20 protein-coding genes are annotated in these 25,595 nt (G+C 58.8%); 3 read left to right on the top strand and 17 right to left on the bottom strand.

Annotated elements, in window-relative coordinates:
- Nucleotides 1–103: 103 nt before the first annotated feature.
- The 8 genes from DW913_RS05590 to DW913_RS05555 all read right to left on the bottom strand — a co-directional run bounded on the left by DW913_RS05590 (nucleotide 104) and on the right by DW913_RS05555 (nucleotide 9,079).
- The gene (locus DW913_RS05590; RefSeq protein WP_117797857.1) at nucleotides 104–874 is read right to left on the bottom strand and encodes a Cof-type HAD-IIB family hydrolase; all 771 of its coding nucleotides are present in this window, start codon (nucleotides 872–874) and stop codon (nucleotides 104–106) included.
- A 6-nt stretch (nucleotides 875–880) separates the two neighbouring features.
- Nucleotides 881–2,740, bottom strand: a complete 1,860-nt coding sequence (locus DW913_RS05585; RefSeq protein WP_117797856.1) for an ABC-F family ATP-binding cassette domain-containing protein — start codon at nucleotides 2,738–2,740, stop codon at nucleotides 881–883.
- A 205-nt stretch (nucleotides 2,741–2,945) separates the two neighbouring features.
- The gene (gene pstB, locus DW913_RS05580) at nucleotides 2,946–3,818 is read right to left on the bottom strand and encodes a phosphate ABC transporter ATP-binding protein PstB (RefSeq protein ID WP_117797855.1); all 873 of its coding nucleotides are present in this window, start codon (nucleotides 3,816–3,818) and stop codon (nucleotides 2,946–2,948) included.
- Nucleotides 3,815–4,741 carry a phosphate ABC transporter permease PstA gene (pstA, locus tag DW913_RS05575; protein ID WP_199580779.1) on the bottom strand — a complete coding sequence of 309 codons (927 nt, stop codon included), beginning with the start codon at nucleotides 4,739–4,741 and terminating at the stop codon, nucleotides 3,815–3,817. The genes pstB and pstA overlap by 4 nt, the downstream gene beginning before the upstream one ends.
- Nucleotides 4,734–5,642, bottom strand: a complete 909-nt coding sequence (pstC, locus tag DW913_RS05570) for a phosphate ABC transporter permease subunit PstC (RefSeq protein ID WP_055252651.1) — start codon at nucleotides 5,640–5,642, stop codon at nucleotides 4,734–4,736. Before pstC ends, pstA begins: the two co-directional genes overlap by 8 nt.
- A 25-nt stretch (nucleotides 5,643–5,667) precedes the next feature.
- On the bottom strand, nucleotides 5,668–6,606 hold the full coding sequence (locus DW913_RS05565) for a phosphate ABC transporter substrate-binding protein (protein ID WP_055252648.1): 939 nt from the start codon (nucleotides 6,604–6,606) through the stop codon (nucleotides 5,668–5,670).
- Between the two features lie 319 nt (nucleotides 6,607–6,925).
- A complete protein-coding gene (locus DW913_RS05560; protein ID WP_117797853.1) occupies nucleotides 6,926–8,362 on the bottom strand; it encodes a M20 family metallopeptidase in 1,437 nt (478 codons plus the stop codon).
- Between the two features lie 54 nt (nucleotides 8,363–8,416).
- Nucleotides 8,417–9,079 (bottom strand): HAD hydrolase-like protein, encoded by a 663-nt coding sequence (locus DW913_RS05555; RefSeq protein WP_233542007.1) that lies wholly within the window; start codon nucleotides 9,077–9,079, stop codon nucleotides 8,417–8,419.
- Between the two features lie 156 nt (nucleotides 9,080–9,235).
- Between DW913_RS05555 and DW913_RS05550 the strand changes: the two genes are divergently transcribed.
- Complete coding sequence (locus DW913_RS05550; RefSeq protein ID WP_117797851.1) at nucleotides 9,236–10,096, top strand: DegV family protein; 861 nt, start codon at nucleotides 9,236–9,238, stop codon at nucleotides 10,094–10,096.
- Nucleotides 10,097–10,836: 740 nt separating this feature from the next.
- Complete coding sequence (locus tag DW913_RS05545) at nucleotides 10,837–13,821, top strand: DEAD/DEAH box helicase family protein (protein WP_158566198.1); 2,985 nt, start codon at nucleotides 10,837–10,839, stop codon at nucleotides 13,819–13,821.
- Nucleotides 13,822–13,884: 63 nt separating this feature from the next.
- On the opposite strand, the gene DW913_RS05540 is transcribed toward DW913_RS05545, so the two are convergent.
- The 5 genes from DW913_RS05540 to DW913_RS05520 all read right to left on the bottom strand — a co-directional run bounded on the left by DW913_RS05540 (nucleotide 13,885) and on the right by DW913_RS05520 (nucleotide 17,915).
- On the bottom strand, nucleotides 13,885–14,193 hold the full coding sequence (locus DW913_RS05540) for a type II toxin-antitoxin system YafQ family toxin (protein ID WP_117797849.1): 309 nt from the start codon (nucleotides 14,191–14,193) through the stop codon (nucleotides 13,885–13,887).
- Between the two features lie 2 nt (nucleotides 14,194–14,195).
- Entirely contained in the window at nucleotides 14,196–14,495 is a 300-nt protein-coding gene (locus tag DW913_RS05535; RefSeq protein WP_233542006.1) for a type II toxin-antitoxin system RelB/DinJ family antitoxin, read from the bottom strand.
- A 114-nt stretch (nucleotides 14,496–14,609) separates the two neighbouring features.
- Nucleotides 14,610–15,368, bottom strand: a complete 759-nt coding sequence (locus DW913_RS05530; protein WP_117797848.1) for a TIGR00730 family Rossman fold protein — start codon at nucleotides 15,366–15,368, stop codon at nucleotides 14,610–14,612.
- A 134-nt stretch (nucleotides 15,369–15,502) separates the two neighbouring features.
- Nucleotides 15,503–16,642 (bottom strand): tRNA guanosine(34) transglycosylase Tgt, encoded by a 1,140-nt coding sequence (gene tgt / locus DW913_RS05525; RefSeq protein WP_117797847.1) that lies wholly within the window; start codon nucleotides 16,640–16,642, stop codon nucleotides 15,503–15,505.
- A gap of 472 nt (nucleotides 16,643–17,114) precedes the next feature.
- Complete coding sequence (locus tag DW913_RS05520; RefSeq protein WP_117797846.1) at nucleotides 17,115–17,915, bottom strand: SDR family NAD(P)-dependent oxidoreductase; 801 nt, start codon at nucleotides 17,913–17,915, stop codon at nucleotides 17,115–17,117.
- A gap of 295 nt (nucleotides 17,916–18,210) precedes the next feature.
- Between DW913_RS05520 and DW913_RS05515 the strand changes: the two genes are divergently transcribed.
- Nucleotides 18,211–19,995 carry a hypothetical protein gene (locus DW913_RS05515; protein ID WP_117797845.1) on the top strand — a complete coding sequence of 595 codons (1,785 nt, stop codon included), beginning with the start codon at nucleotides 18,211–18,213 and terminating at the stop codon, nucleotides 19,993–19,995.
- 433 nt (nucleotides 19,996–20,428) lie between these two features.
- Here DW913_RS05515 and queA read toward each other — a convergent pair whose 3' ends face one another.
- From queA to DW913_RS05495, 4 genes are all read right to left on the bottom strand, one after another.
- On the bottom strand, nucleotides 20,429–21,640 hold the full coding sequence (gene queA / locus DW913_RS05510) for a tRNA preQ1(34) S-adenosylmethionine ribosyltransferase-isomerase QueA (RefSeq protein ID WP_117797844.1): 1,212 nt from the start codon (nucleotides 21,638–21,640) through the stop codon (nucleotides 20,429–20,431).
- A gap of 134 nt (nucleotides 21,641–21,774) precedes the next feature.
- On the bottom strand, nucleotides 21,775–22,785 hold the full coding sequence (argF, locus tag DW913_RS05505) for an ornithine carbamoyltransferase (protein ID WP_117797843.1): 1,011 nt from the start codon (nucleotides 22,783–22,785) through the stop codon (nucleotides 21,775–21,777).
- Between the two features lie 32 nt (nucleotides 22,786–22,817).
- Nucleotides 22,818–24,062 (bottom strand): arginine deiminase, encoded by a 1,245-nt coding sequence (locus DW913_RS05500; RefSeq protein WP_035137319.1) that lies wholly within the window; start codon nucleotides 24,060–24,062, stop codon nucleotides 22,818–22,820.
- A 28-nt stretch (nucleotides 24,063–24,090) separates the two neighbouring features.
- Complete coding sequence (locus tag DW913_RS05495) at nucleotides 24,091–25,533, bottom strand: YfcC family protein (RefSeq protein WP_035137320.1); 1,443 nt, start codon at nucleotides 25,531–25,533, stop codon at nucleotides 24,091–24,093.
- Nucleotides 25,534–25,595 lie beyond the last annotated feature (62 nt).

The following is a 25,595-nucleotide window of genomic DNA, read 5'->3' as shown; positions in this document are numbered from 1 at the left end:
GCGTTTCACAAAACGTGCGAGATGAAAACAAAATGGGAACGCCCCGCAAGGAGTGTCCCCAGCTGCCGGCAGATAAGGAGCGTCCCCAAGTGCCGGGTCGCAGCTACACGAGGCCAAAGTGCTTCGCGGCGTTGTAGATGCCGTCGTCGTCTACGGCGGTCGTCACGTAGGTCGCTGCGGCCTTCACGGTATCCTGCGCGTTGCCCATGGCCACACTTGTGCCCACGGCCGAGAACATCGACAGGTCGTTCTCGCCGTCGCCAAAGGCGATCGCCTCGCTCGCGTCGACACCCAGGCGCTCCAGCGTCGCTGCCACGCCCAGGTCCTTGCCGCCGTTAGCGGGAATAATGTCGCAGAACAGGTCGCACCAGCGCGTAGTGAGCGAATGCGACACCGCATCGGTCACGATATGCTCGTCGGCAGGATCCACAAAGGCGCAAAACTGGTAGACCGGCGCTTCAAAGGCGTGCTCAAACGGCTCCTCGTGGTAGACGATCCCCGCGTTGTTGCCGGCCGTCACCACGCGCTCGGACAGGCGGTTCACAAACGAGTTCTCGCCCTGCATGCACAGCGAGTCGTAGCGCCCCTCGGCCACCTGGTCCACAATCACCGCAACGTCGTCCGGATCGATCGGGCAGCTACGGTAAACGCCCTCGGCATCAAAACAGTGCTGGCCCGAAAGCGTAATGTACGCATCCCAGCCCAGGTCGAACAGCCAGTCCGGCATCTGGTAGGTCGGACGGCCCGTGGCGATCACGCACGCAATTCCCTGCTCGCGAAAGCTGTCGAGCACCTGCTGCGCCGACGCTGGAATCCGGTGGGTCTTAAAGCTCAGCAGCGTACCGTCGATATCGAAAAACGCGGCTTTGATCATTCTCGCCTACTCCTCGCCCTCGAGCTTTTCGCTCGCCTCGAACCACGCCATCTCCAGCTCGTCCATGGCAGCGTGAGCCTCGTCGATCTTTGCCTGTTGCTCGCCGAGCGCCGTGTAGTTGGTGGGATCGACCTGGGCCATTGCTGCCCCGGCCTCCTCAACGCGGACGCGCTGCGTCTCCATCTTGCGCTCGAGCGAGCTCACCTCGCGGCGAAGCTTCTGACGCTCGGCGTTGGACAGGCCATTGGGCTGACCGCTCGCCTTGGGCTTATCGGCCGTCGCAGCCGCGGCACCGGTGTCGAACGTGCCGGTCTTGGCACTCGGCGCGCCCACGGGCTCGCCCTCGGCGGTAGCGTTGCACAGGCGCAGGTACTGGTCCACGCCGCCGGGCATATGCGTCAGGTGGCCGTCGAGCAGCGCCCACTGCTGGTCGGTCACGCGCTCCATGAGGAAACGGTCGTGCGTCACCAGGATCAGCGTGCCCGGCCAGCCGTCGAGCAGGTCCTCGACAATCGCCAGCATATCGGTATCCAGGTCGTTGCCGGGCTCGTCCAGGATAAGCACGTTGGGCTCGTCCAGGATCGTCAGCAGCAGCGACAGGCGACGGCGCTGGCCGCCCGAAAGATCGCCGATGCGACTCCAGAGCTGCTGTGTCGTAAAGCCCAGGCGCTCGCAAAGTTTCTCGGGCGAAGTCTCCTTGCCGTCAATGACGTAGTACTTCTTATAGTGGCTGAGCACCTCGCGGATCGTGTCGCCCATGTAGGGTTCGAGCTCCTCGAGCTGCTGCGACAGCACGCCAAAGCGCACCGTCTGGCCGATCTTCACGCGGCCGCGCAGGGGCGCGATCTTGCCCTGGATCACGTCGAGCAGCGTCGACTTGCCGGCGCCGTTCTCGCCCAAAAGACCATAGCGGTCGCCCGCGCCGATGAGCCAGGTCACATCGGTGAGCACCTGTTTGGACGTGCCATCGGCATCCGCATAGCCGGCGTCCACGTCGACCACATCGATAACCTGCTTGCCCAGGCGGCTCACGGCCAGGCGCTTGAGCTCCAGCTCGTCACGCACGGGCGGCACGTCGGCGATCAGCTCGCGAGCGGCATCCACGCGAAACTTGGGCTTGGTGGAACGGGCCTGGGCGCCGCGGCTCAGCCACGCGAGCTCCTTGCGCGCCATGTTGCGGCGGCGCTCCTCGGTGACGGCGGCCATGCGGTCGCGCTCCACGCGCTGCAGGATGTATGCCGAGTAGCCGCCCTCGAAGGGATCGACCTGGCCGTCGTGGACCTCCCACATGCTGGTGCAGACCTCGTCCAAGAACCAGCGATCGTGCGTGACCACGAGCATGGCGCCCTGACCGCGCTGCCAGCGGGCCTTTAAGTGACGCGCAAGCCAGTTGATGGTACGCATGTCCAGGTGGTTGGTGGGCTCGTCGAGCATGAGCACGTCGTAGTCGCCGATCAGCAGGCGCGCGAGGTCCACGCGACGGCGCTGGCCGCCCGAAAGCTCGCCCACTGTGCCTTCCCAGGGCACATCGCTGATGAGGCCGGCCAGAATCTGGCGCGTACGCGGACTCGACGCCCACTCATACTCGGGCGCGTCGCCCACGACGGCATGATGCACGGTGTCGGTATCGACCAGGTTGTCCTTTTGGCCGAGCAGACCGATCGTCGTGCCGCGGCGGTGCGTCACGCGGCCGTCGTCGGGTTCCAGCGTGCCGGCGAGTACACTCAGCAGCGTCGACTTGCCGTCGCCGTTTTTACCGATGATACCAATGCGGTCGCCCTCGCCCACGCCGAGCGTCACGCTATCGAAAATATGCTTGGTGGGAAACTCTAGGCTGATGGAATCGCATCCCAAAAGAATCGCCATATGCCCTGCTCCTTCGTAGAAATTCAACGTTGTCCATGATAGCAGCGAGCCCCACCCCAAACCACCACGAAGGTGCCTGTCCCCTTTGTGGTGGTCGTTTCGGTCGCAGAGCAAAAAGGCGGGCCATCTCGCAAAAGAGATGACCCGCCTCTCCAATCAGTCCCGCGACAACCGTGGCCGCCGCGGGCCTCAAGCATGTCCCGGACTAGGAGAACATACCGGTGAGGTAATCATTCAGCCGCTTATCCTTGGGCCGTTGGAAAATCTCGTCGGTCTCGTCGTACTCGACCATATCGCTCATGTAGAAGAACGCCGTGCGGTTGGACACGCGCGACGCCTGCTCCATGTTGTGCGTCACGATGACGATGGCACGGTCGGCAACGATCGACGACATCAGGTCCTCGATCGCCAACGTCGAGATGGGGTCGAGCGCCGAGCAGGGCTCGTCGAACAGGATCACGTCGGGGTTGAGCGCCAGCGTGCGCGCAATGCACAGACGCTGCTGCTGACCGCCCGAAAGCGCGTAGGCGCTCTTGTCGAGCTTGTCTTTGACCTCGTCCCACAGCGCGGCACCGCGCAGACTTTCCTCGACCATGCGGTCGAGCTCGTCACGGTCGGTGATGCCGTGGCGCTTGGGCGCAAAGGTGATGTTGTCGCGAATGGACTTGCGGAAGGGGTTGGGCTGCTGGAACACCATGCCGATGGAGCGACGCAGCTCGTACGTGTTCTCGGTCTTGGTGTTCACGTTGCGCCCGCGGTAGTTGATCTCGCCCTCCACGCGACAGCGGCGAATCTCGCGATTCATCAGGTTGAGGCTACGCAAGAAGGTCGACTTGCCGCAGCCCGAAGGCCCGATGAGCGCCGTGATCTCACCCTTGTGGAAGTCGAGCGACGTATTGTGCAGCGCATGGTGGTCGCCATAGTACACGTTGACGTCCTTGGCGGAGAGCACGACCTCGTCGCTCACGGCCTTGCCGCTCACGCGCACGCGCCTCTCGCTCTCCCCCACGCTCGACAGAAAGTCCTGGGTGTCGGACGTGGCCGCCTCGGTTGCGGGCGTTGCATTCATATCGCTCATTCGGCCGTCATCTTCCTTGCCAGTTGCTTGCCCACGATACGGGCGACTACGTTAAACAGCAGCACGCAAATCATCAGCAGTGCCGCGGTGCCCCAGACGATCTGCTGGGCCTCGGGGCTGCCCTCGCCATAGATCTTGTAGATGTGCACGGCCAGCGACTCGCCGGGACGGAACACGTTCCAGGCGCAGGTGGGGCTCGACAGGTTAAAGCTCAAGAAGTTGAGGCGGACCGGCGAGCTCATGCCCGAGGTAAAGAGCAGCGCCGCGGCCTCGCCAAACACGCGGCCGGCCGAAAGCACGATGCCGGTCACGATGGCGGGCATGGCCTCGGGAATCAGGATGTGCAGTATGGCCTCCCAGCGAGTGAGGCCCATGGCCAGGCACGCATCGCGCTGGGCCTGCGGCACGTCCTCGAGCGCCTGCTGAATCACGCGCACCAGGATGGGGATGTTGAACATGGTGAGCGCGACGGCGCCGGAGATGATGGAGTACTTCCAGCCCAGCTGCACCGAGAACACCAGAAAGCCGAACATGCCGACGACGATGGAGGGCAGCGAAGACAACGTCTCGATGGCGGTCGAGGCGATGTCGCGAATGGGACCGTCGGGCGCGTATTCAACTAGGAAGACCGCGCCGCCCAGGCTGATGGGCACCGAGATGATCAGGGTAATCAGCAGCAGATAGAACGAGTCGAACAGCTGGTAGAGCACGCCGCCCTGCGTTCCGTTGGCGCGTGCGGGCTGCGTGAGAAAGCCCGGCTGGAACAGCGTCGAGATGCCCTCGAACAGGATGTAGGCCACCATGGAGACGACGATAAGCATGACGATGGCGACAATCGCCGTCAGCACGCCCGTGGCGATACGGTCTTGCCTTTGGACACGCCCGAGTCTCGCCTCGTCGATATGGATGCGCGTGCTAGCCACGAGCCTTCGCCCCCTTGCGGCCAATGAGATGGATGATCAGGATAAAGATGAGGCTCATGCCCATCAGCAGCAGGCCGAGCGCCCACAGGACGTCGTCCTGGGCCGAGCCCTCGGCATAGACCGCCATGGACGTGGTGAGCGTGGTGGTGATGGTAGACGCCGGCGACAGCAGCGACGTCGGCATGGCCTCGATGCCGCCAATGACCATGCGCACGGCGAGCGTCTCGCCAAAGGCGCGGGTCATGCCAAGGATGACTGCGGTCATGAGCGACGGCATGGCGGACTTGAGCACCACGTGCCAGATGGTCTGCCAGCGGGTGTAGCCCAGCGCGAGCGAACCCTGGCGGTAGCTATCGGGCACGGCGCGCAGGCCATCGACCGAAAGCGTGGTCATCGTCGGCAGAATCATGACGGCCAGCACGATGGCGCCGGGCAAGATGCCCAGGCCTGTGCTCACGTGGAAAACGCTCTTCATAAGGCCGACGACCACGTGAAAACCGATCAGGCCAAAGACGACCGAGGGAATACCGGTCAAAAGCTCAATGAGCGGCTGAAAAACCTTGGAGCCAAACTTAGGCTGAATCTCGACCGCAAAGATGGCAGAGCCGATGGCGATGGGCAGTGCGATGAGCGTGGAGAGCACCATGACCGCAAACGAGGTGACGATCAGGGGCAGGGCGCCAGTGTAGGGCAGGCCGTTTTCGGCCGTGTTGGCCAGGTCCCACTTGGTACCGGTAAAAAACTCGACGATCGAGACGCCGTCCTTGAAAAAAGCCGAGAGGCCCTTTTGGGCGACCATAAAGATGAGCGCGGCAACGACAAGCGTCACGAGCGCTACGCACGCACCCGTGACGCCCAGGCCCACGTTCTCAAGCTCGCGCTTTGGCAGCTGTTTTGCCATTGCAAACCTTTCCGGGGGCGATTACTTATTTAGCGGAGACCTTGCCACTGGCGTCCTTGACGACCTTCATGGCAGAAACGGGAATAAAGCCCTGCTCCTCGACGAGCTTGCCCTGGACGTCGTCGGAAAGCATGAACTCCAGGAAGGCCTTGGTGGCCTCGTCGGCGTCCTTAGCACAGTACATGTGCTCGGTCGCCCAGATCTTGAAGGAGTCGTCGGTGACGTTTGTGCTCTTGGGCTCGACGCCCTCGACCATGATGGCGTTGAACTTGGAGTCATCGAAGTGCGAGAAGTCGAGGTAGGAGATGGCGTTGTCGGTGCTGCCCATCTGAGTCTGGACATCGCCGGACTTGTCGAGCTCGGCGTCGCCCTTAAAGTCGACGGCCTCGTCGCCAAAGACGGCGGCCTCGAAGGTGGCGCGGGTGCCGGAGCCGGCCTTGCGATTGAGAACGACGATCTTGGCGTCGTCGCCGCCGACCTCCTTCCAGTTGGTGATCTGGCCGGAGAAGATACCCTTGAGCTGCTCGAGGGACAGGTCGTCGACCTTGACGTTCTTGGAGACGACGGGGCCCATGCCCACGACGGCGACCTCGTGGTCGACGAGGTTTTTGACCTGATCGGCCTCGAGCTTGGTCTCGGCGAAGACGTCGGAGTTACCGATGGTGACGGTGCCGGCGGCGACAGCGGTCAGGCCCTTGCCCGAACCGTTACCCGAACCGGAGACGGAGACGTCCGGGTTGGCATCCATGAACTTCTCGGCAGCAGCCTCGACGAGAGCCTGGAACGAGGAAGCGCCGTCGTAGGTCACCTCGCCCGAGACGGACTCGGCAGCAGCGGCACTGCCCTCAGCAGCGGTGTTGGCGGCGTTGGAGCCACCGCAACCAACGAGACCGAGACCGACGATGCTGGCAAGACCACCAGCGAGGCCGAGGAACTGACGACGAGAATAAGCCTGATCGAGCATGATCTTCCTTTCATACATGCGACTCGCGGGCACCCTGCCCGCTTTGCTGTTTGGAAAGATACGGCCCCGATCGGGCAGCGCCCGCGCCAACTGCGGTTTCTTACGGGCATCTGATAGACCCTTACCGCAAGCTCTGCCCAGCCTTTACAAACGGATAACAATCCAGCGTCGAACATGGCACACCTTTTACACCAATGAAAACGAAGTTGCGGTGAAATAGTTCCTGTTTGGCCATCAGGCAGCCTCTTTTAGGAACTATTCCACCGCAACTTAAAAAGCCCGGACGAAAGGGGTGCTAAGTTGTTAAAACGCCGCAGCCTTAAAGCTCAAGCTCATTCAAGCGCAGGATCGCCACGATATAAATCTTGAGCGCCTGCTTGAGCTGTTCCTCGTTGGCGCACTCGTTGGGGCCGTGCATCTGGCCGCCCCACGCGGGCAGCTCCAGGCCGGTCTCCTCGGGGCCAAACGACACGGCGCGGGCAAAGTTGCGCGCGTACGTGCCGCCGCCCATGGCAAAGGGCTCAGCATGCTTGCCCGTAAACTCGTTATAGGTATCGATAAGCGCCTTCACGGCCGGATCGTCGGCAGAGACCGAGAACGGCACCTTGGCACGACCCACACGGCACGTCACGCCAAAGCGGCCCACGAGCGGCTCGAGCTGCTCGCGGATGGTATCGGCACTCGTGCTGTCGGGGAAACGCACGTCAATGACCTGCTCAATGTGGCCATCCAACACGCGGATGACACCGGGGTTGCACGTGAGCGGGCCAAACGCCGGACTCGTCGCGTCGATACCCAGGCCGCGGCCATAGGTGTCCGCATGTACAAAGGCCAGAAACTTGACAAACTCGTGCTCGGCAGGCGTCAGCAAGCGCTCGTCACGGGCGCCAAACGCGTCCTCGGCCTCGCGCAGATACGCCACGATCAGCCCGACGGCGTTGATCGTTCCCTCTGGCATCGAGGCATGACCGCCAATGCCGTGGGCGAAAATCTGCGCATGCCCGTTATCGAGCGCCGTGATCTCCAGGCGGTCGGCGTTCTCAACGGGCGCCGGCAGCTCATCGGCGGCAATCGCAAGCTCGCAGATAGACTGCGACGGAATAGCGTTGCTCGCCTCGGCACCGCTCAAGGACACAATGCGCCCGCCGTCGATCTTGGAGCTCACAAATGTCGCCCCAAACTGGCCCTTCTCGGCATTACAGACCGGGAACTCGGCATCGGGCGTAAACAGAAAGTCGGGGTTCGCGTGGTTCTCCAGATAATGGTGAACGTCGGACATGCCCACTTCCTCATCGCAGCCCAGCAGTGCGCGGAAGGTGTAGCGCGGAACAATGCCGTGCTTGAGAAGGTAAGCGCCGGCGTAGAGCGACAGCACTGCCGGGCCCTTGTCGTCAATCACGCCGCGACCGAGCAGCCAGCCCTCGCGGCGCTCCATGGCGAACGGGTCGGTGTTCCAGCCAGGGCCGGCGGGAACCACGTCCACGTGGCAGATAGTCGCGAGCTGCTTGTCGCCGCGGCCCGGAATATCGGCGATTCCCACATAGCCCTCGTCGTCGCTCGTCTGATAGCCGAGCTTCTGCGCAATGCCGAGCGCGCAATCGAGCGCATCACGGACCGGGCGGCCAAACGGCGCGCCGGGCTCCGCATCGGCAGAAACTGCCACGGACGGATAACTCACCAGCTGCTCGATATCGGCGACGACATCCTCCCAGACCTCGTCGACATACTCGGCGACGCTCTGCTCCACCTGATTCATGGACGACCTCCTTACCAATGAGCGGCAAGCGTACCCGCCCCTCACATTTAGTTCCTAGATAGAGAAAAGTTTAGCAAGCTCAGCCACCGAGTGCACCACCGCATCGGCACCCGTCGCTTCATGCTCACCCGGCGCCGCCGCGCCCGAATAGATGCCGATGCACGGCACGCCCATCGCGTGCGCGCCCTCGACGTCGTTAAAGCGATCGCCGATCATCACGGCATCGTCGGCCGTTGCACCGAGCGCCGCCAGGGCATCGCGGACCGAATCGGCCTTGGTCTCGCGCCCCTGCGGAGGATTCATGCCAACCACGGCTTCGAACTGAGAAAGACCCAGCTCATGCACCATGTCAATGCACTTTGCCTCCATACGCGACGTCGCGACGGCCATGCGATGACCCTGCGCCGCCAAGCCATCGAGCAGCTCGGGGATTCCGTCGAACACGGGATACTCCTCCGGACCCAGCTCGTCAAAATAGGCACGGTACTCGTCGGCCACCACGAGCGACTCCTCGCGCGTAAAGTCGTAAAAGTCGTGGAAGCTCTTCCACAGGGGCGGCCCGATCATGCGGCGCAGATCACCCATCTGCGCCTCCGAAAACCCGCGCGCGGCCAACGTTTTGCGTGTCGAGGTCATCACCGCCCGGCCCGTATCTGCCACCGTGCCGTCAAAATCGAACAGCACGACCGGCCGCCTGCATATCTCCAACGCCTCCATCGGCATTCCTCTTCCCCAGTTGACGATTTCCACACCGACACTTCAAACTGTTGACTATTCAACAATTGAACCTAGCAATGTAGAGCAACTCCACTATACTTGTCGCACTTTGCTCTCAATCGGCGGCGCCGTGGCGCCCCATCGAAAGGTGCAATTATGTCTTTTGCCATCATAACCGACTCCACGTCGGACATCTCCCCCGCCCGCGCCCAAGAGCTCGGTATTTACGTGATTCCGCTGCATGTGATTATCGAGGGCGAGGACCTGCTCGACCAGGTGCAGATTACTGCCGAGGAATACGTCGCGCGCATGGCCGGCTCTGAGCAGCTGCCGCACACCTCGCAGCCGAGCGCCGGCGAGTTCAAGGCGCTGTTTGACCGCGTGCGCGCCGATGGCCACGACAGCGCCATCTTTATCTCGCTGTGCAGCGAGTGGTCCGCCTGCTATTCCAACGCATGCCTGGTCGCCGAGACCCACGAGCTCGACGTGCGCTGCATCGATTCGCGCACCGGCTCGGGCGCCGAGGGTCTGCTGGTGGAGTACGCGCTTGCCATGCGCAAGGACGGCCGCAGCTTGGACGAGACCGAGGCGCAGATCCGCGCGACGTTGCCCGACGCCCATCTGCTGCTGATTCCCCGAACGCTCGAGAACCTGGTCAAAAACGGCCGCGCCCCCAAGCTCGCCGGCCAGCTGACGCAGATGCTCAACATTCGCCTGGCCGTTTCGCCGGAGTGGCAGTCGGGCGAGATCAAGGCAATCAAAAAGGGCCGCGGCGCCAAGCGCATCGTCGCCAACACCATGGCAGATTGCCTCGCGTTTTTGGACGAGCACCCGAGCTCAAGCGTGCGCGTGCTCACGACCGGCGCCGCCGAGGAGCAGGAACTTGTCAACGAGGCGCTCGCGGGCCAGGACTACGTAGACGCCGGCACTGGCCCCATCGGCTGCACCATCGCCACCCACGTAGGCGTCGATGCCATCGCCATCAGCTACTGCCCCCGCTACCAACCTGCCAATTAGGGACAGGTTTATTTTGGCAGGTTTTATCTGGGCAAACGTTAAACGGTAACAAGGCTTGCCTGGCAAGATCGGACATGCCAAAGCCGTCGAACAACCGAAGTACACCCAGCCACAACAAAGCCATCACGCCGACGCGCCGCAACTCAAGGCGCGCCGGCGTCTTTTTAGGAGTCGCGGCGGAAAAGGGGCCGTTTTAGCCAAAAGGCCGCGAAACGCTTCCCATTACGCCGCAACTTCATTGCCGCCCAACCAGCCAATCGAGAAATTGGCGGCGATCGATGCTTTGTCCAACCCCCTTGCGATACCCTCTGGGCAAAAAATGGCAAATATGAGTACTGTTACCAGTTTAGTAACAGCGCAATCTGGCTGAATTTGCCATCTTCTGTCAATTCCGAGCGTCATAAAGTCCCGAATCGTCATATTTAGAGGGTTGATTCTATCCAATCCGAATCGATTGGTCTTAAATACTTTCCAGATGATATGTTACTGCTCAAACCACAGTACTCATATTTACCATTTTTTGCCCACAGGGTCTATTCGAGGATAGTTTCCTGCGCCTCCAGCCCACCTCATGGCCGCCAAAACCCATTCAGCAACAGCTACCGCACATTTTGACACCAGCCAAACACCACTCACGGAGGTGTACTCCGCTATCGCCGAACCAAAATCAGAGTCGAGTCCCTTAAAAATCAAAATAACGTACCCTCATTTCAATGAACTCCGACAAGAACGGCATTTACATGAGCACCGTCACGCATCAATACGCCCTCATCGGGGGCACGCTATTCCAATTCAAGAAAACCGTCGCCCATGTATCGGAGCCGCACAGCCAAATCGTCATCTGCGGCAACGGTCCAGACATCCGTTACGCAACACTGGAAGAATGGGAGAAAGCTGGCGAATCTTTCGATAGACGGGCACAGGTCGAGGGAATCGTCACCAGTGCGAGCACAGCGCGCGACAAATTGGAACTCTTTCGCAATCTCTTTACTGGCCGCAAAGATGTTTACGCTCATGGGTACCGCAGAAAAGACGGGGGAATCGGCTATACACCAGCCTGCGCAAATGAGTGGAAGGCAGGCATTTGCCCCAAACTAAATCGTCAGAAAACCAAATGCGCGGAATGCGGCAACCGCATCTTCCCCGAGCTGAGCGATGCCACGATCATCGCCCATTTCAAAGGCAACGACGACAGGCTCCGAGACGTCATAGGTCAATACGTTCTCAATAGTGACAGCAACACAAAAGTCCTGGTCATCGACTTTGACGGATCCGATTGGAAAGAAGCGACAAACGCCATTCGGCTTGTCGCAAAAAACCATGGAATCGATGCTGCAGTCGAGCGATCGAGATCAGGTAACGGCGCACATGTCTGGTTTTTCTTCCTAGAGCTCACCAGCGCAAAGATCGCACGAGAATTTGGAAGCAGCCTTATCACCGAAGCGGCGGCGCTCAACAAGACAATCACCTTTGAAGCTTTTGACCGGATGCTGCCCGCGCAGTCCACCATTCCTGAGGGCGGCTTCGGAAATCTCATAGCACTGCCTTTTCAAGGAAAAGCGCAGCGAAAAGGGAACAGTGTATTTGTTGACGAGCAATTTGAGCCCTTTCCCGATCAATGGCTTTACCTTTCGCAAATTCAGCTGATTCCACATGCAACGGCGCAAAATCTGATCGAAAGCATCGACAATAAACCGCATGGAATATCAGCTGCAGTGGCGGGAAACACCGCCGCGCCACATTCTCAGAGGCCGCGAAAGCGGCTTCCGCTCGCGCCGCAGGACTTCCCGTCATCGCTACCCGTCACGCAAGCCGATATGCTCTACATAACCGAAAAATCTCTGAGCCCGGCCGCCCAGATGGAGGTTCGCAGGCTTGCAACATTTGCCAACCCGGAATTCTTCCGTGCCCAATCAATGCACCAATCGGTATTCGGCAAACCGCGGTACATAGACCTCAGCGAACTTAGAGATGGCTGCGTTGCGATTCCCAGAGGCTGTAAAGCACAACTCGAGCGGCTGCTTCAAGAAGCCGGCGCTTCTGCTCACTATTCAGACAAGCGCATGTCGGGCAATCCAATTGTGATGACATTTAAAGGGGCTCTTCGCCCTGAACAGCAAATTGCCGCCGAACAGATGCTCAACTGTGAAGACGGGATCATGTCCGCGCCGACGGGTTTCGGGAAAACCGTCATTGGAGCCTATCTTATTGCTGCCATCGGTCTTCCAACGCTTGTCATCGTTCCCAAGACTGCGCTCATTGCCCAATGGAAATCCCAGCTCGAACGGTTTATCGACATTACGGATAACAGAAAGCCAGTTCGAACCCCAAAAGGACGAATCAGTAAAAGGCAGCCTCCGCTCATTGGCCAAATCGGAGGAGGCAAAACCACCATAAGCCATCTCATCGACATTGCTTCATTCCAGTCTCTGTCCAGCAAGGACCCCCAGACCGGAGAACCAATAGCCAAGGAGTTCGTTCGTGATTACGGCCTCATCATCTGTGATGAATGTCACCATGCAGCCGCACCACAGCTTGAGCTCGTCCTCAAATCCGCTCCAGCCAAATATGTATACGGCCTTTCCGCGACGCCCGAACGCTCGGACGGACTCACGCGAGCACTCTCAATGCTCTGCGGCCCGCTTCGCCATGTCATTGATCCAAAAACGCAAGCAATCCAACAGGGAATTCAGCGCGTTGTTAGGCCGCGTTTTACCGGAGTTCGACTACCCGCCTACGAACCAGGGGCGTCCTTTAATCAAGTTCTCGATCTCCTGTGTGCGCACACAGCGAGAAACGAAGCAATTGTCGACGATGCCCTCGAGACCGCGTCAAACGGTCGACATCCGCTTGTGCTATCCAAAAGGAAAAAACATGCCGAAGAGCTATGTAGGCTGCTTCAAAGCCGCGGACACGAACCTATACTCTTAACCGGAGAAATCGACGCCAAAGAAAGAAAGGCAATACTGAACAGCCTTCCCGGCTTCGAGCATGAGCATCGAATTATCATCGCAACCGAAGGCCTTCTGGGCGAGGGTTTCGACCTGTCTTACCTTGACACTCTGCTCATTGCCACACCGATATCTTGGGACGGCAGCATGACGCAGCAGGCAGGCAGGCTACATAGAAGTCACGAGGGCAAGCAGCGGGTTGAGATATTCGACTATGTTGATTTGTCGATACCCATGCTCGCACACATGTACCAGAAGAGACTCAAGACCTACGCCAAGCTGGGGTATGAAGTCTTTGCAGCAAATGACAACAAACGGGCCGATCAAAACATCCTCGTTAGGCCGGCAAGGGCCGTGGAGGCCTTAGCGGATGACATCGTGCGCGCAACGAAAAGCATTTTTATTGCCGCGCCCTACGCATCCGCTGCATGCCTCGCAAAGCTCACTGCCGTACTCACAGGCGCCGCCGCCCGTGGGATTGCCCTTGAGATTTCAATTGCCCCGACTCCGCACAATGACGTGAAAGCGATTTTTACCGAGATGAACGTCGACTATTCCATCAAAGCCGAAGGGCGCCTGTGCGCGTCAGTAATTGACGAGGAAACCGTCTGGTACGGAACTATTCCGTTACTGGCCTTTCCTAAGAAAGAGGACTGCAGCATCCGTTTCAAAAGCAGCGAAGTTGCAGCCGAGCTTTTAAGCGAAATCCAGCGAAGAGGAGAACTGGAGGTCGCAGCCACGAACGGGACGTCTCCAACAGTTACGGTGGAATAGGGGCTGTTTTAGCCAATCGGCCGCGAATCAATCCCTATACCACCGCGAGTCATAAGTGGGCAATCAGCCCTGCGGACCCTGGAACAGCTCCTCATGCGAGCCCATTCTCACCAGCCGGATCACCGGATTAGTCTTATGCGGCAGATAGAGAACGACCACATCGACCAAGCCATCGGATAGATGAAAGTCGATGTGGCCGTTGTAATTGCCGCCTGGGTTTGAGAGCTCGTGGGCGCCATATTCCGCAGGAAGCGAGCCGTGAGCCGCCAGCTCTGCGACCGCCGCCCTAAACTCGGATTTTAGCTGCGGATGAATGCGCATCGTTCGTTTGTAGTCCGCCTTAAACTGAGCCTCGACCTTAATCTCAAACATCGCTAGTCCTCATCGAGGAACGACATCAGATTTTCCGCATTGTCGAACGCCGGGCTGTCGTCTGGCAGAATCCCCAACTCGTGAGCCTCGGCAATCACCATGGCGCGCCTCGTCACTTCGTTGGGAACTTCGGATCGACCCACAATCTCAAACGGAATCTTCCGCTGATTCACAAGCTGCCGAACAGCAAGATTGAGATACGAATTGAGACTCAGACCAACCGAATCCAAAAACTCAGTCGCCTGCTCCTTGAGCCCCTCTTCGATGCGAACCGTCGTAGGCTTAACCGTTGCAGTAGACATATGCGACCTCCTCGCCCTCGTCTTTTGCATCAGTATACCCAATATAGATAGCAGCCTGATGTTACTTAGCATCAGACTGCCATTCAAATTACCATAAGGGCAGGAACGCTCGCCCTACATCAGCCCGCTCAGGGTAATGTCGACGGCCTCGTCGAGGTCGTCGGTGATGTGCACGAGCTCCGGATCGAGCGGGCTAATCATACCGGCGTCCATCACCGGACCGTTGAGCCAGTCGAACAGGCCCTGCCAGTACTCGCTGCCCACCAGCACGAGCGGCATGCGCTTGACCTTGTGTGTCTGCACCAGCGTGAGCACCTCGAACATCTCGTCGAGCGTACCAAAACCTCCGGGAAACACGATGGCACCCGAGCTGTATTTGACGAACATGGTCTTACGCACAAAGAAGTAGCGGAAATCCATGCCCAGGTTCACGTATTTGTTGAGCCCGTGCTCGTGCGGAAGCTCGATACCCAGGCCAACTGACTTGCCGTTGACACTCGCCGCTCCCCTGTTGGCCGCTTCCATGATGCCGGGGCCGCCACCGGTGATGACCGCCACGCCGCGCTGGGCAATCTTGCGCCCGACGGTACGCGCCGCCTTGTAGAGCGGATCGGTCTTGGGCGTGCGGGCGCTACCGAAGATGGTCACCGCGGGTCCGAGCTCGGCAAGCGCGCCAAAGCCGTCGACAAACTCGGCCTGAATACGCAGCACGCGCCACGGATCGGCATGCAGCCAGTCGGTCGAGTCCTCGGGCGCCAGCAGGTTGGCGTAGGTGTTGTCCTTAGGAATCATGGGGCCGCGCATAACCACGGGACCGCGTCGGTACGTCTCGTCGTAGGCCGGCTCGCCCTCGACGTTCTCATTCTTAATCATGGGATACTCCTATCGAAAAAAGAAACGGGCGAGGTCGACGCCATGCGTCAAACACCCGCCCGAACATCAACTATTCGGTATGGTACCCACGATGCATCATGCGCTTGCAAGGCATCGGTCAGCGGTCGCGACTCTTAGTAATCCACCGCCGCAGGGCTGTTCATCCAGTCGCTCACGAATGCGCCATAGCGGCCCTCGATAATGGCCTGGCGAGCACGCTGCATAAGGTTGAGCAGGTAGTAGATGTTGTGCATCGACAGCAGAATGCCGCCGAGCATCTCCTTCTGCGTGACCATGTGACGGATGAGCGCACGGCTGTAACCGCCCGTGCACACCGGGCAGGTGCAGGTGGGATCGATGGGGCCGTCGTCGTGCGCAAAGCGAGCGTTGCGGGAGTTGAGGCGACCCTCGCTAGAGAATGCCGTGCCCATGCGGCCGGTGCGCGTCGGCAGCACGCAGTCGAACATGTCGATGCCCACACCCACGCCGCGCACGAGCGTGGTGGGGTTGCCGACACCCATCAGGTAGCGCGGCTTGTGCTTGGGCATGTACTCGCTCGCGAGCGGTGCCAGCGTCTCGAACATGGTCTCGTGGTCCTCGCCCACCGAGTAGCCGCCGATGCCGTAGCCCGGGAAGTCGCCGCACTCCTCCAGATGGCGCAGCGAGCGCAGGCGCAGGTCCAGGTGCATACCGCCCTGGACGATGCCAAAGAGCGCCTGGTCATCGCGGGTATGAGCCTTATAGCAGCGCTCTGCCCACATGCTCGACAGTTCAACGGCGCGCTCAACGTAGGCGCGCGTGGCGGGATAGCCCGGGCACTGGTCGAGCTGCATGCAGATGTCGGAGCCGAGCTTCATGGCGATTTCCATGTTGTCCTCGGGCGTCCAGAACACGTGGCGGCCATCGTAGTCGTTGACGATAAAGCGCACGCCCTCGTCGGTGAGCTTGACGGCGTCGTTGTGGCTGAACACCTGGAAGCCGCCTGAATCGGTGAGGATGGGGCCGTGCCAGTTCATAAACTTATGCAGGCCGCCCAGCTCGGCGATGGTGTCCTCGCCGGGACGCATGGACAGGTGATAGGTGTTGGCAAGCACGATCTGGGCACCGAGCTGCTTGACGGTCTCGGTAGGGATGCCCTTGACGTTTGCCTTGGTGCCCACGGGCATAAAGATCGGCGTCTCGATATCGCCGTGCGGGGTATGCAGCACGCCGGCACGCGCATGCGTCGTCGGGTCCTCGGCGATCAGGTCGAATTTAAAAAGGTTCTGGTCCATAAACTGGAACTCCTTGGTTGCGGTTCATACGCAAACCATTATACGGGCAACCCGCAAAGAGCACCGACTCGACAGAAACTGGCGCATTAAACGACTAGCCGTCGGGGACGTTCTTAAACGACTAGTCATCGGGGACAGTCTTCAGGTTAACCTGACAAAGGAGTGCCCCAATCTGCCGGCACTCAGGAACTGTCCCCAAGTGCCGGCAAGAGCGTCCCCTTCGACTAGTCATTTAAGAACGTCCCCGACGACTACATCCAGCGAAAACCCGCCAAAGTGAGCAAGGTGCCTTCAAGCAAAATGGCGCCGCAGGTTGAGCATAAGTCAGCGAGCGGATCGCATTTGAGACAAGGTGCCGTGAAATGAAAGGGCGCTGACCTTCTGGTCGCGCCCTTGAAATTGAACGGCAGATTGTCCAAATGCGGCCCGCGCAGCGTCGGCCGGTCCGCCGTTCGGTAGAACGGCGGAACCCCTAAGGACGCTGGCCCATGCCGCCCTCGAGGGTGACGGTCTCGCCGTTCATGTACTTAAAGTCGGGACCGCAGAGTTGAACGACCACGCGGCCGATTTCCTTCTCGACGTCGCCGTAGTGACCCGCCGGCGGCATGTGGACGTTGGCCTTGAACGCCTCGGGATAGGCATCCTGGAAGTTCTCGAGCGCAGCAGTCCAGGCAAGCGGGCAAACGATATTGACGTTGATGCCGTCCTTGCCCCACTCGTTGGCGGCAACGCGGGTCAGGCCGCGGATGCCCTCCTTGGCGGCAGCATAGCTGCACTGGCCATAGTTGCCAAACAGGCCGGCGCCCGAGGCAAAGTTGACCACGGAGCCCTTGGTCTCCTTCAGGTGCGGATAGGCCTTCTGCATGTATAGGTAAGTAGCATACAGACCGGAGTAAATGGCGAGGTTGAACTGGTCCATGGTGTGATCGGCGATCGTCACGCCCGAAGCGCTGGCCTGAGCGTTGTTGACGACGGCGTCGATACGGCCGAACTCCTCGATGGCCTTGTCGATGACGTTCTGGACGACGGCTTCGTTGTCCTGACCAGCCGAGACATCGGCCTGAACAGGCAGAACCTTAACGCCGTACTCGGCCTCGAGAGACTCCTTGGCAGCCTCGAGCTTGGCGACGTTGCGGCCGGTAATGACGAGGTTTGCGCCCTCCTTGGCAAAAGCGATATCGATGCCGTAGCCGATGGAGCCAGCGGAGCCGTCCTTAAGCGTAGCCTTGCCGCCGCCGGTGATAATCACGGTCTTGCCAGTGAAAAGTCCCATAAGAAAGTCCTTTCAAATCACGACGGGCACGCCCGCCGACTGCGCGCACCCAAATTCACGCGCCAAAAGCTGAAATGCAACTTTAACGTGTTCAAGTGAAAAATAAAGACCGCAGCAGGCGAACGGCACAACGTTATTCGGCGAAGGGGATGTCAAGCACGAACCGGATAAAGAGACCGAATTTTTGTCAGCCAAACGAGTCATCGAACACGTTTTGAAACTTTGCTGCAGCGCGTGGGATGTCGGCGCGAGACTTTATCATAGGGTGACGAACAACGATGAGGAGCACATGCCTATGACAGACGAGCTGGACCCCCAGACTCAACAGCATATTGATGATTCCGCAGACGTCATCGACGGCTGCGACACTCCTACCTGCGCCGATGCGCCCGCGAATGTATCAGCCGATGCATCCGACGAAGATGTGCACGCCACCGCAGATAAGGCCACAGACGCAGATGATACTGTCGAGCAAGGCGAAGGCAAGCAGTCGGAACCGGGTGGCGCCGAGCCCGATGCGAAGCCCGCGGTACAGGCAGCGGGCCCCATCGAGGTGTCTTCGGAAGAAGAGCTCGACGCCGTCATGGACTCCATGATGGATGCCGTCAAAGCGATGAAAGACGCCGTGGCCGACGCCGACGTGGATGCCGAGGAAGAGGAGGCCGCCGAGGCGGCCTCGACCTTTGTGCCCGGCGAGACTCCGGTTGCCGACCAGGGCAGCGCCATGCCCTCGTTTCTGCAGCTCGAGCACCCCACGATTGGCGCCGATGCGGTCGATCCGCACGCAGCAGGCTTTTCTGTGGTCGAGGGCGGTACCGGCAATATCGCCGCGCCGCAGGCTGCCGATGCGGACGCTGCCGACACCGCTCGCCCGACCGCCCCGCACTCCCCCGCCGCGAGCCACGATCTGGGGACCGCTGTCTCGAACACCGCCAACGCCGTGGGCACCTTTATCGCCCAGGGTGCCTCGGCCATGCGCGAGATGAACGCCGCGAAAAAGGCACTTGCCGATGCCCGCGCCCACCTGGCCGAACTTGAGCAGCGCATTGCCGATCAGGCCGAGGAACTCGAGACGCGCCAGGATATCGCAGGCCGCTACGACCAGATCGTCGCCGACCAGCGCCAGGCGATTGCCACGGCCCAAAAGACTGCAGCGGCCGCTGAGATTGACCGTGATGCCCACGCCGCCAAGGCGACAGAGCTCAAGGGCCAGCTCGAACAAATGAAGACAGAGGATGACGCGACTGAACTCCGCTTGAAGGCCGCGCTCGACGCCGTGGAGGCCCGCGAGGCGAGCTCGCGCGAGACCGGCAACCGCCTCGTTCGACGTCTTGAGGATTCCAAGCGCATCCGCGACAAGGTGAAGGCCGAGCGAGACGCCGGCATTGCGGCCGCACAACAAACCGTCGACGCCACGCGCGCCCAGCTCGAGACGCTGCGTCATGAGTATGCCGAGCTGCAACGCAATCCCTCGGCAAATCCCGCCAACTATACGGTGCGCACCAGCGAGCTCTCGATGCAGATCTCCGACACGGCAGATGCCCTGCGTAAAGCCGAAGAAGATGTCCCGCGCATCACCGCCGACCTTGAGCACTCGCTTGCCGCAGCCGAGCAGGCCGTCGAGCAGGCACAGGCCCCCATCGCCGACGCTAAACGTGCGCACCAGGCCGTAACGGCTGAGGCAGATGCCGCGCGCGACGAGCTGCAGTCCGCAAAAACTGCCGCCGCGACGCGCCAGCGCGAACTGCGCGAGAAGATCGCCGCCGAGGACAAGGCACGTCGAAAGCAGGAGCAGGCCATCGCCGATGCCCAGGCGGACGTCGCGCATGCGCAGTCGATCATCGAACAGGCGACCGAGGTGCACGACCACCCAGAAATCACTGAGTCGCTTGCAGGATCCTTGGCCCGAGACAAAGCCGAACACGCCGAGACCGAGCGAGAAGTCGCCCAGCTCGAGGCCACCGAGGACGCGGTGCGCGAGCGTACCCGCGACTCACGCATCAAATTCACCGGCGCCATCGTCTGCATTGTCGCCGTAGTCCTCGCGATCGTCCTCATCTGGCTCTTCACAAGCAAGTAGTCATTGGGGACGTTCTTAAACGACTAGTCAAACAAGAACGTCCCCAACGACTAGTCCAAGGAGTGTCCCCAAGTGCCGGCACAAAAGGAACGTCCCCAACTGCCAGAAGGAACGTCCCCAGGTGCCAATCAAATGGCGAGAGTGGATAATCTCCCACTTTGAGCCCGCAGACGGGCCAAAAACGGGAGATTATCCACTCTCATTCCACAGGTACTCATTTAAGTACGTCCCCAATGAGTGCCCCAAACGACTAGTCCGAACCAAGGCAACGTCGATGTCTTGGCAATGTCAGCGAAAACGCCCCTAAGCGAGCAAGGTGACGTGAAAGAGGAGGGCATTGACCTTCTGGTCATGCCCGACGATTGAACGTCAGATTGCCGCTTAGGGGCGTTTGCAGCGTCGGCCGGTTACGGCGTTTGTAAAACGCCGTAACCTAAAGGATGAGCATGGCGTCACCAAAGCTGAAGAAGCGGTAACGTTCCTCGATGGCAGCGGCGTAGGCATCCATGATCTGGTCGCGGGTGGCAAGCGCGCTCACGAGCATCATGAGCGTGGAGCGCGGCACATGGAAGTTCGTGATCAGCGCATCGACCACGTGATAGGTCGAGCCGGGCATGAGGTAAAGCTGCGTCGTGGCGTTCTCGCGCACCACGATGTCACCGCGGCCGAGCGTGTCGGCGCCGTCCTCACGGCCCTCAAAATAGCGCGCCGTCACAGCCGGATCGGACACCGGCGCGTCCGTGTCAAACGCGCTCTCGAGCGAGCGCACCGCGGTAGTGCCGACGGCGATCACACGATGGCCCTCGGCCTTGGCCTTATGCACGGCGTCGACAACCTCCTGCGACACGTGGTAGCGCTCGGTGTGCATGACGTGCTGCGTAGGGTCGTCCTCCTCCACCAAGCGGAAGGTATCGATACCCACCTCGAGCTCGACGGCGGCAAACTTGGCACCCTTGGCCTCGATAGCGGCCATGAGCTCAGGAGTAAAATGCAGACCCGCCGTAGGAGCGGCAGCCGAGTGCTCCTCCTTCATGGCGTAGACGGTCTGGTACTTCTCGGGATCGCCCTCGTAATCGGTAATGTAGGGCGGCAGCGGCGCGTGGCCGGCAGCATGGATGGCCTCGTCGAGCGTGCGCGGGTCGCCGGCGGCATTGCAACCGGCCGGCTCAAAGCGCACCAGGCGGCCACCGCGACTATCGGTGACAAAGTCGACGACCTCGGCCGTCAGCACCACGGGAGCCCCCTCGGGCGCATGGGCGCCGCCCGCACGATACTCAATCTGAGCACCGGGCTTCAGGCGCTTGCCCGGCTTGACCAGGCACTCCCAGACGTGACCCAGCGGGTCAACATCCTCGCGGCGCTTGAGCAGCAGCGTCTCGACCACGCCGCCCGAGCCCGTCTTGCGGCCAATCAGGCGAGCCGGCATCACGCGCGTCTGGTTGATGACGAGCACGTCGCCCGGCTCGATATAGTCGATGATGTCACGGAAGATGCGGTGCTCGACGGTGCCGCCATGCTCTAGCGGCGTTCCTGTCTCGGAGCCTTTGCGATCAACCACCAGCAGGCGGCAGGAGTCGCGCGGCTCGGCAGGCGCCTGGGCGATGAGCTCTTCGGGCAGGTTATAGTCAAAATCATCGGTACGCATCTTTGCCTCTTTCACAAAGCGCGTCAGTCGAAAAAATCGACTGACGCGCGCATCATTCTCCCCTGTATCCTATCAGCTTGTTGAGAGAAATATAGTATGGCAAACAGATTTGCGACTGATTTCTCAACGCCCCGCTACTTAAGCGTTGCGTACATCACCGCCTTAATCGTATGCATGCGATTCTCCGCTTCTTGGAAAACACGAGACTTATCGGACTCAAAAACCTCGTCCGTGACTTCCATTTCGACAACTCCAAACTTCTCAGCAATTTCGGCACCAACAGTAGTATTAGTATCGTGGAAGCTCGGAAGGCAGTGGAGGAAAATCGCCTCGGGCTTTGCCATAGACATCACCTCAGCGGTCACACGATACGGCGACATGAGCTTAATGCGGCTTTCCCACAGCTCTGCGGGCTGACCCATGCCAACCCAAACATCCGTGTAAATTACATCGGCATCACGAGCGCCTTCCTCAATATCTTCTGTAATGGTAATCGTCGATCCATGCTCGGCCGCAATACGACTACATTCTGCAAGGAGTTCAGGATCATAGGATGTAGCCCCCTCCGAATTTCCCCCGATTGGGCCGCAAGAACAGTAGTTAATTCCGAGCTTAGCGCAAATGACCATGAGCGAATCGGCGACGTTTCCGGCCGCCTTACCAAAAAATGTAAGTTTCCTGCCCTTAATCTCTCCAAACTCTTCACGCATGGTCAGAATATCGGCAAGCACTTGAGTCGGGTGAAATTCAGTAGTCAGCCCATTCCAAACGGGAACCCCAGCTTTTGCAGCAAGCTCCTCAACCTTCGCCTGTTCAAAGCCGCGGTATTCAATTCCGTCATACATGCGGCCAAGGACGCGAGCCGTGTCCTCAATCGACTCCTTTTTGCCCATCTGGGACGAGCCCGGATCCAAATAAGTTACGCCCATACCAAGGTCAAGTGCACCAACTTCGAAGGCGCAGCGAGTACGCGTGGAAGTCTTCTCAAATAGCAAAACAATATTCTTGCCTTCAAGGTATTTATGCGGAACACCGGCACGCTTCATGCTTTTGAAGTTAGCAGAAAGCTCAAGCAGATACTCAATCTCTTCCGTCGTGTAATCAAGCAGCTTCAGAAAACTGCGCCCAGCGATATTAACACCCATATTCGCCATCTCCTATCACAGTGGATTTGCAACTAAATATCTTCGCGCCAGAAGGGCATGCTCATGCAGCGCGGGCCGCCACGACCGCGGGACAGTTCCTCGGAGGGAACGACCAAAAGTTCCAAACCGTTCTTGTAGAGCTCATCATTTGTGACAACATTGCGCTCGTAAACACAGACTTTACCAGGAGCAACGGCAAGAGTGTTCGACCCGTCGTTCCACTGCTCGCGAGATGCCTCAACCATATCGCCGGCACCGCACTCAATAAGCTGCACCTTCTCCACGCCAGTAGCCATTTCAAGAATATGTTCAAGCGTGTCATCAATCTCTTGAACAGCGACCATTCCCTCAGAGTCACCACGAGTCAGACGATAAACACGAAGGGTCTCAAAAATACCGGGATAAACTGTGAACTTATCGAAATCCACCATGGTGCAAACGGTGTCAAGATGCATGTAAGCATAGCCGTTGGGGATTTTAATAGCGTAAACGGTATCGATCTCAGAATTCCCAGATCCCCAGAACAAATTCTTTGCAAGCTCCTCAATCGCAGCCGCCTCAGTTCGCTGGCTAATTCCAATAGCCAAGGTATGAGCGTTAATGTTAAGCACATCACCGCCCTCGATATGCCAGGGATTCTTATGGTCGTACCAAATCGGAGTCCCTGCATAATCGGGATGATATTTGAAAATCGCTTCATAGAAGGGCACTTCACGATCTCGCTGTTTCCAATACATATGGTGAAGCAGAACGCCTTTGCCCACGGAAGCAAGAGGATCGCGAGAGAAATATGAACTCGGAAGAGGCTTCAACACCAAATCATCGGGCTTCGCATCCTCATTATCCATCATACTAAGCGTAGTCGAAACGCGAGGCAGCTCAAGGTCACGATAACGATACCCCCCCATAGCCTCAAGTACAAACTGATACGAATCTGAAATAGCGTCGAGCTTTTCACGAACAGCCTGCTCAAGCATAGGATTGACAATCCCGCTCTCAGCCATAAATGTATCGGTAAACTCAGCGCGAGCCGAGGGGCATGCATCCAGCGCTTCAGCAACGAGTTTCTCCATATAGAGAACCTCAACACCTTCGCTCCTCAGAAGATCCGCAAAGGCATCATGCTCCTTTTGAGCCACATCAAGATAGAAACAGTCGTGAATCCAGACATCCTCGAACTCTTCTGCCTTTACGTTCACAAGGTCACGACCGGGGCGGTGAAGCACAACTTTCTTGAGCTTACCAATCTCGCTGTGTACATTCAGTCCTTTAGACATTCCTGTTACTCCATTTCAGCTATGAAACCTACAGGGCAATAAGTCCCGAGATTGCTACGAATACGATATTGATGAGCGACACGACCAAGAAGAATTTCCAAACGGTCTTCCACCACTGGCCAAGCTTGATCTTGCACACGCCCAAACCCGCTACAAGAATGGCGCTAGTAGGACAGATCAAAGACATCGTCGCGCTACCCATGGAGAGAGCCCACACGGCAGCCTCGGGATTAAGGCCCATGAGTTCGGTCAAAGGTCCAAAAATGGGAGCGGTCAGTGCTGCAAGGCCAGATGAGCTGGGAACCAGAATCGCCAGGAGGTTCTCAACCGCATAAAGAAGCGTAGTAAAGAGAACCGCCGGGATGCCGCCCAGACCAGTGGCGAGCGCATTGAGGATGGTATCGATGATCATGCCGTCAGAGGCAATGACAAGGATGCCACGCGCAAGTCCAACGACAATTGCCGAGAAAGCAAAGTCAGCGATACCCGCAACAAATTCCTGAGCGATGACGTCCTGACTAAAGCCCGCAATAACACCAGCCAACAGGCCCATGGCCAAAAAGACCGCAGAAATCTCGTTCATATACCAGCCCTGGGTCACAAGTCCCCAGATGATAAGACACATTCCAGCGATAAATACCGCAAGCACGCCTTTTTGACGACCCGTAAATTCCGCATCAAGGGCAGATTCATCGGCAGCGAACTCGACTTTCTTGGCGATATCATCCTCAAATGTGATCGATGACTCAGGGTTCTTCTTTACCCTTCGTGCATAGAGGACAACCCAAGTAATTGCAACGGCGGTCAAAACAACCCAGGCAATCATACGCAGCCACAGCTGGGGGTTGCCCTGAATACCAAGAATACCTTGCGCAATGAGAACATTAAACGGATTAATCGTTGAGGCGATGTAACCCGTGCGCGCTCCAACGAACACGACCATGAACGCCGTCATCGAGTCGAAGCCCATAGCCATCATAATTGGCATGAAGATCGCAAAGAACGGGAGAGTTTCTTCCGCCATGCCAAAGCTCGTTCCGCCCAATGCAAAGAGAACCATCGCAATAGGAATAATTAGAATGTCTTTGTTCTTAAAGCGGCGAACGACACGACCCATTCCGCTCGTGATAGCGCCCGTTTTAGTAATAACCTGAAACGAACCGCCCACAATCAAGATGAATGCAACGACCTCAATTGCCTCTTGTATACCGCGCGTTGGAGCCTGAAGAACATCGAAGACGCCTTGTCTGAGATCTACTTCATCCCCGGTTTCCTCGTCAATATATGTCTTTTCACTCTGCTCATACGTACCTGCGACAGTGACTTCACGACCGTTCACCTCCTGACGCTGATAGGACCCAGAGGGAACAATCCACGTGAGAACAGCGAAGATGACCATAAGTGCAAAGATGATCGCATATACGTGCGGGACCTTGAACTGCTTGATGCCTTTCGAACTTTCCGCTGCCATATCTCCTCCTTCATTCCTTTTCCCATCTATCCAGCTGGCACCATAAATGTATGAGGTTGCTC

Origin of the sequence: Collinsella sp. AM42-18AC (genome assembly GCF_003467965.1) — a bacterium.
Classification (GTDB): Bacteria; Actinomycetota; Coriobacteriia; order Coriobacteriales; family Coriobacteriaceae; genus Collinsella.
Note: the sequence above shows the minus strand (reverse complement) of the source record. Positions and strands in the feature narration are given on the sequence as shown.

What these genes read in the sequence shown, in the direction of transcription:
- DW913_RS05590 (WP_117797857.1), bottom strand. Translation starts at nt 874, where the DNA reads ATGATCAAAGCCGCGTTTTTCGATATCGACGGTACGCTGCTGAGCTTT.
- DW913_RS05585 (WP_117797856.1), bottom strand. Translation starts at nt 2,740, where the DNA reads ATGGCGATTCTTTTGGGATGCGATTCCATCAGCCTAGAGTTTCCCACC.
- pstB (WP_117797855.1), bottom strand. Translation starts at nt 3,818, where the DNA reads ATGAGCGATATGAATGCAACGCCCGCAACCGAGGCGGCCACGTCCGAC.
- pstC (WP_055252651.1), bottom strand. Translation starts at nt 5,642, where the DNA reads ATGGCAAAACAGCTGCCAAAGCGCGAGCTTGAGAACGTGGGCCTGGGC.
- DW913_RS05565 (WP_055252648.1), bottom strand. Translation starts at nt 6,606, where the DNA reads ATGCTCGATCAGGCTTATTCTCGTCGTCAGTTCCTCGGCCTCGCTGGT.
- DW913_RS05560 (WP_117797853.1), bottom strand. Translation starts at nt 8,362, where the DNA reads ATGAATCAGGTGGAGCAGAGCGTCGCCGAGTATGTCGACGAGGTCTGG.
- DW913_RS05555 (WP_233542007.1), bottom strand. Translation starts at nt 9,079, where the DNA reads ATGGAGGCGTTGGAGATATGCAGGCGGCCGGTCGTGCTGTTCGATTTT.
- DW913_RS05550 (WP_117797851.1), top strand. Translation starts at nt 9,236, where the DNA reads ATGTCTTTTGCCATCATAACCGACTCCACGTCGGACATCTCCCCCGCC.
- DW913_RS05545 (WP_158566198.1), top strand. Translation starts at nt 10,837, where the DNA reads ATGAGCACCGTCACGCATCAATACGCCCTCATCGGGGGCACGCTATTC.
- DW913_RS05540 (WP_117797849.1), bottom strand. Translation starts at nt 14,193, where the DNA reads ATGTTTGAGATTAAGGTCGAGGCTCAGTTTAAGGCGGACTACAAACGA.
- DW913_RS05535 (WP_233542006.1), bottom strand. Translation starts at nt 14,495, where the DNA reads ATGTCTACTGCAACGGTTAAGCCTACGACGGTTCGCATCGAAGAGGGG.
- DW913_RS05530 (WP_117797848.1), bottom strand. Translation starts at nt 15,368, where the DNA reads ATGATTAAGAATGAGAACGTCGAGGGCGAGCCGGCCTACGACGAGACG.
- tgt (WP_117797847.1), bottom strand. Translation starts at nt 16,642, where the DNA reads ATGGACCAGAACCTTTTTAAATTCGACCTGATCGCCGAGGACCCGACG.
- DW913_RS05520 (WP_117797846.1), bottom strand. Translation starts at nt 17,915, where the DNA reads ATGGGACTTTTCACTGGCAAGACCGTGATTATCACCGGCGGCGGCAAG.
- DW913_RS05515 (WP_117797845.1), top strand. Translation starts at nt 18,211, where the DNA reads ATGACAGACGAGCTGGACCCCCAGACTCAACAGCATATTGATGATTCC.
- queA (WP_117797844.1), bottom strand. Translation starts at nt 21,640, where the DNA reads ATGCGTACCGATGATTTTGACTATAACCTGCCCGAAGAGCTCATCGCC.
- argF (WP_117797843.1), bottom strand. Translation starts at nt 22,785, where the DNA reads ATGGGTGTTAATATCGCTGGGCGCAGTTTTCTGAAGCTGCTTGATTAC.
- DW913_RS05500 (WP_035137319.1), bottom strand. Translation starts at nt 24,062, where the DNA reads ATGTCTAAAGGACTGAATGTACACAGCGAGATTGGTAAGCTCAAGAAA.
- DW913_RS05495 (WP_035137320.1), bottom strand. Translation starts at nt 25,533, where the DNA reads ATGGCAGCGGAAAGTTCGAAAGGCATCAAGCAGTTCAAGGTCCCGCAC.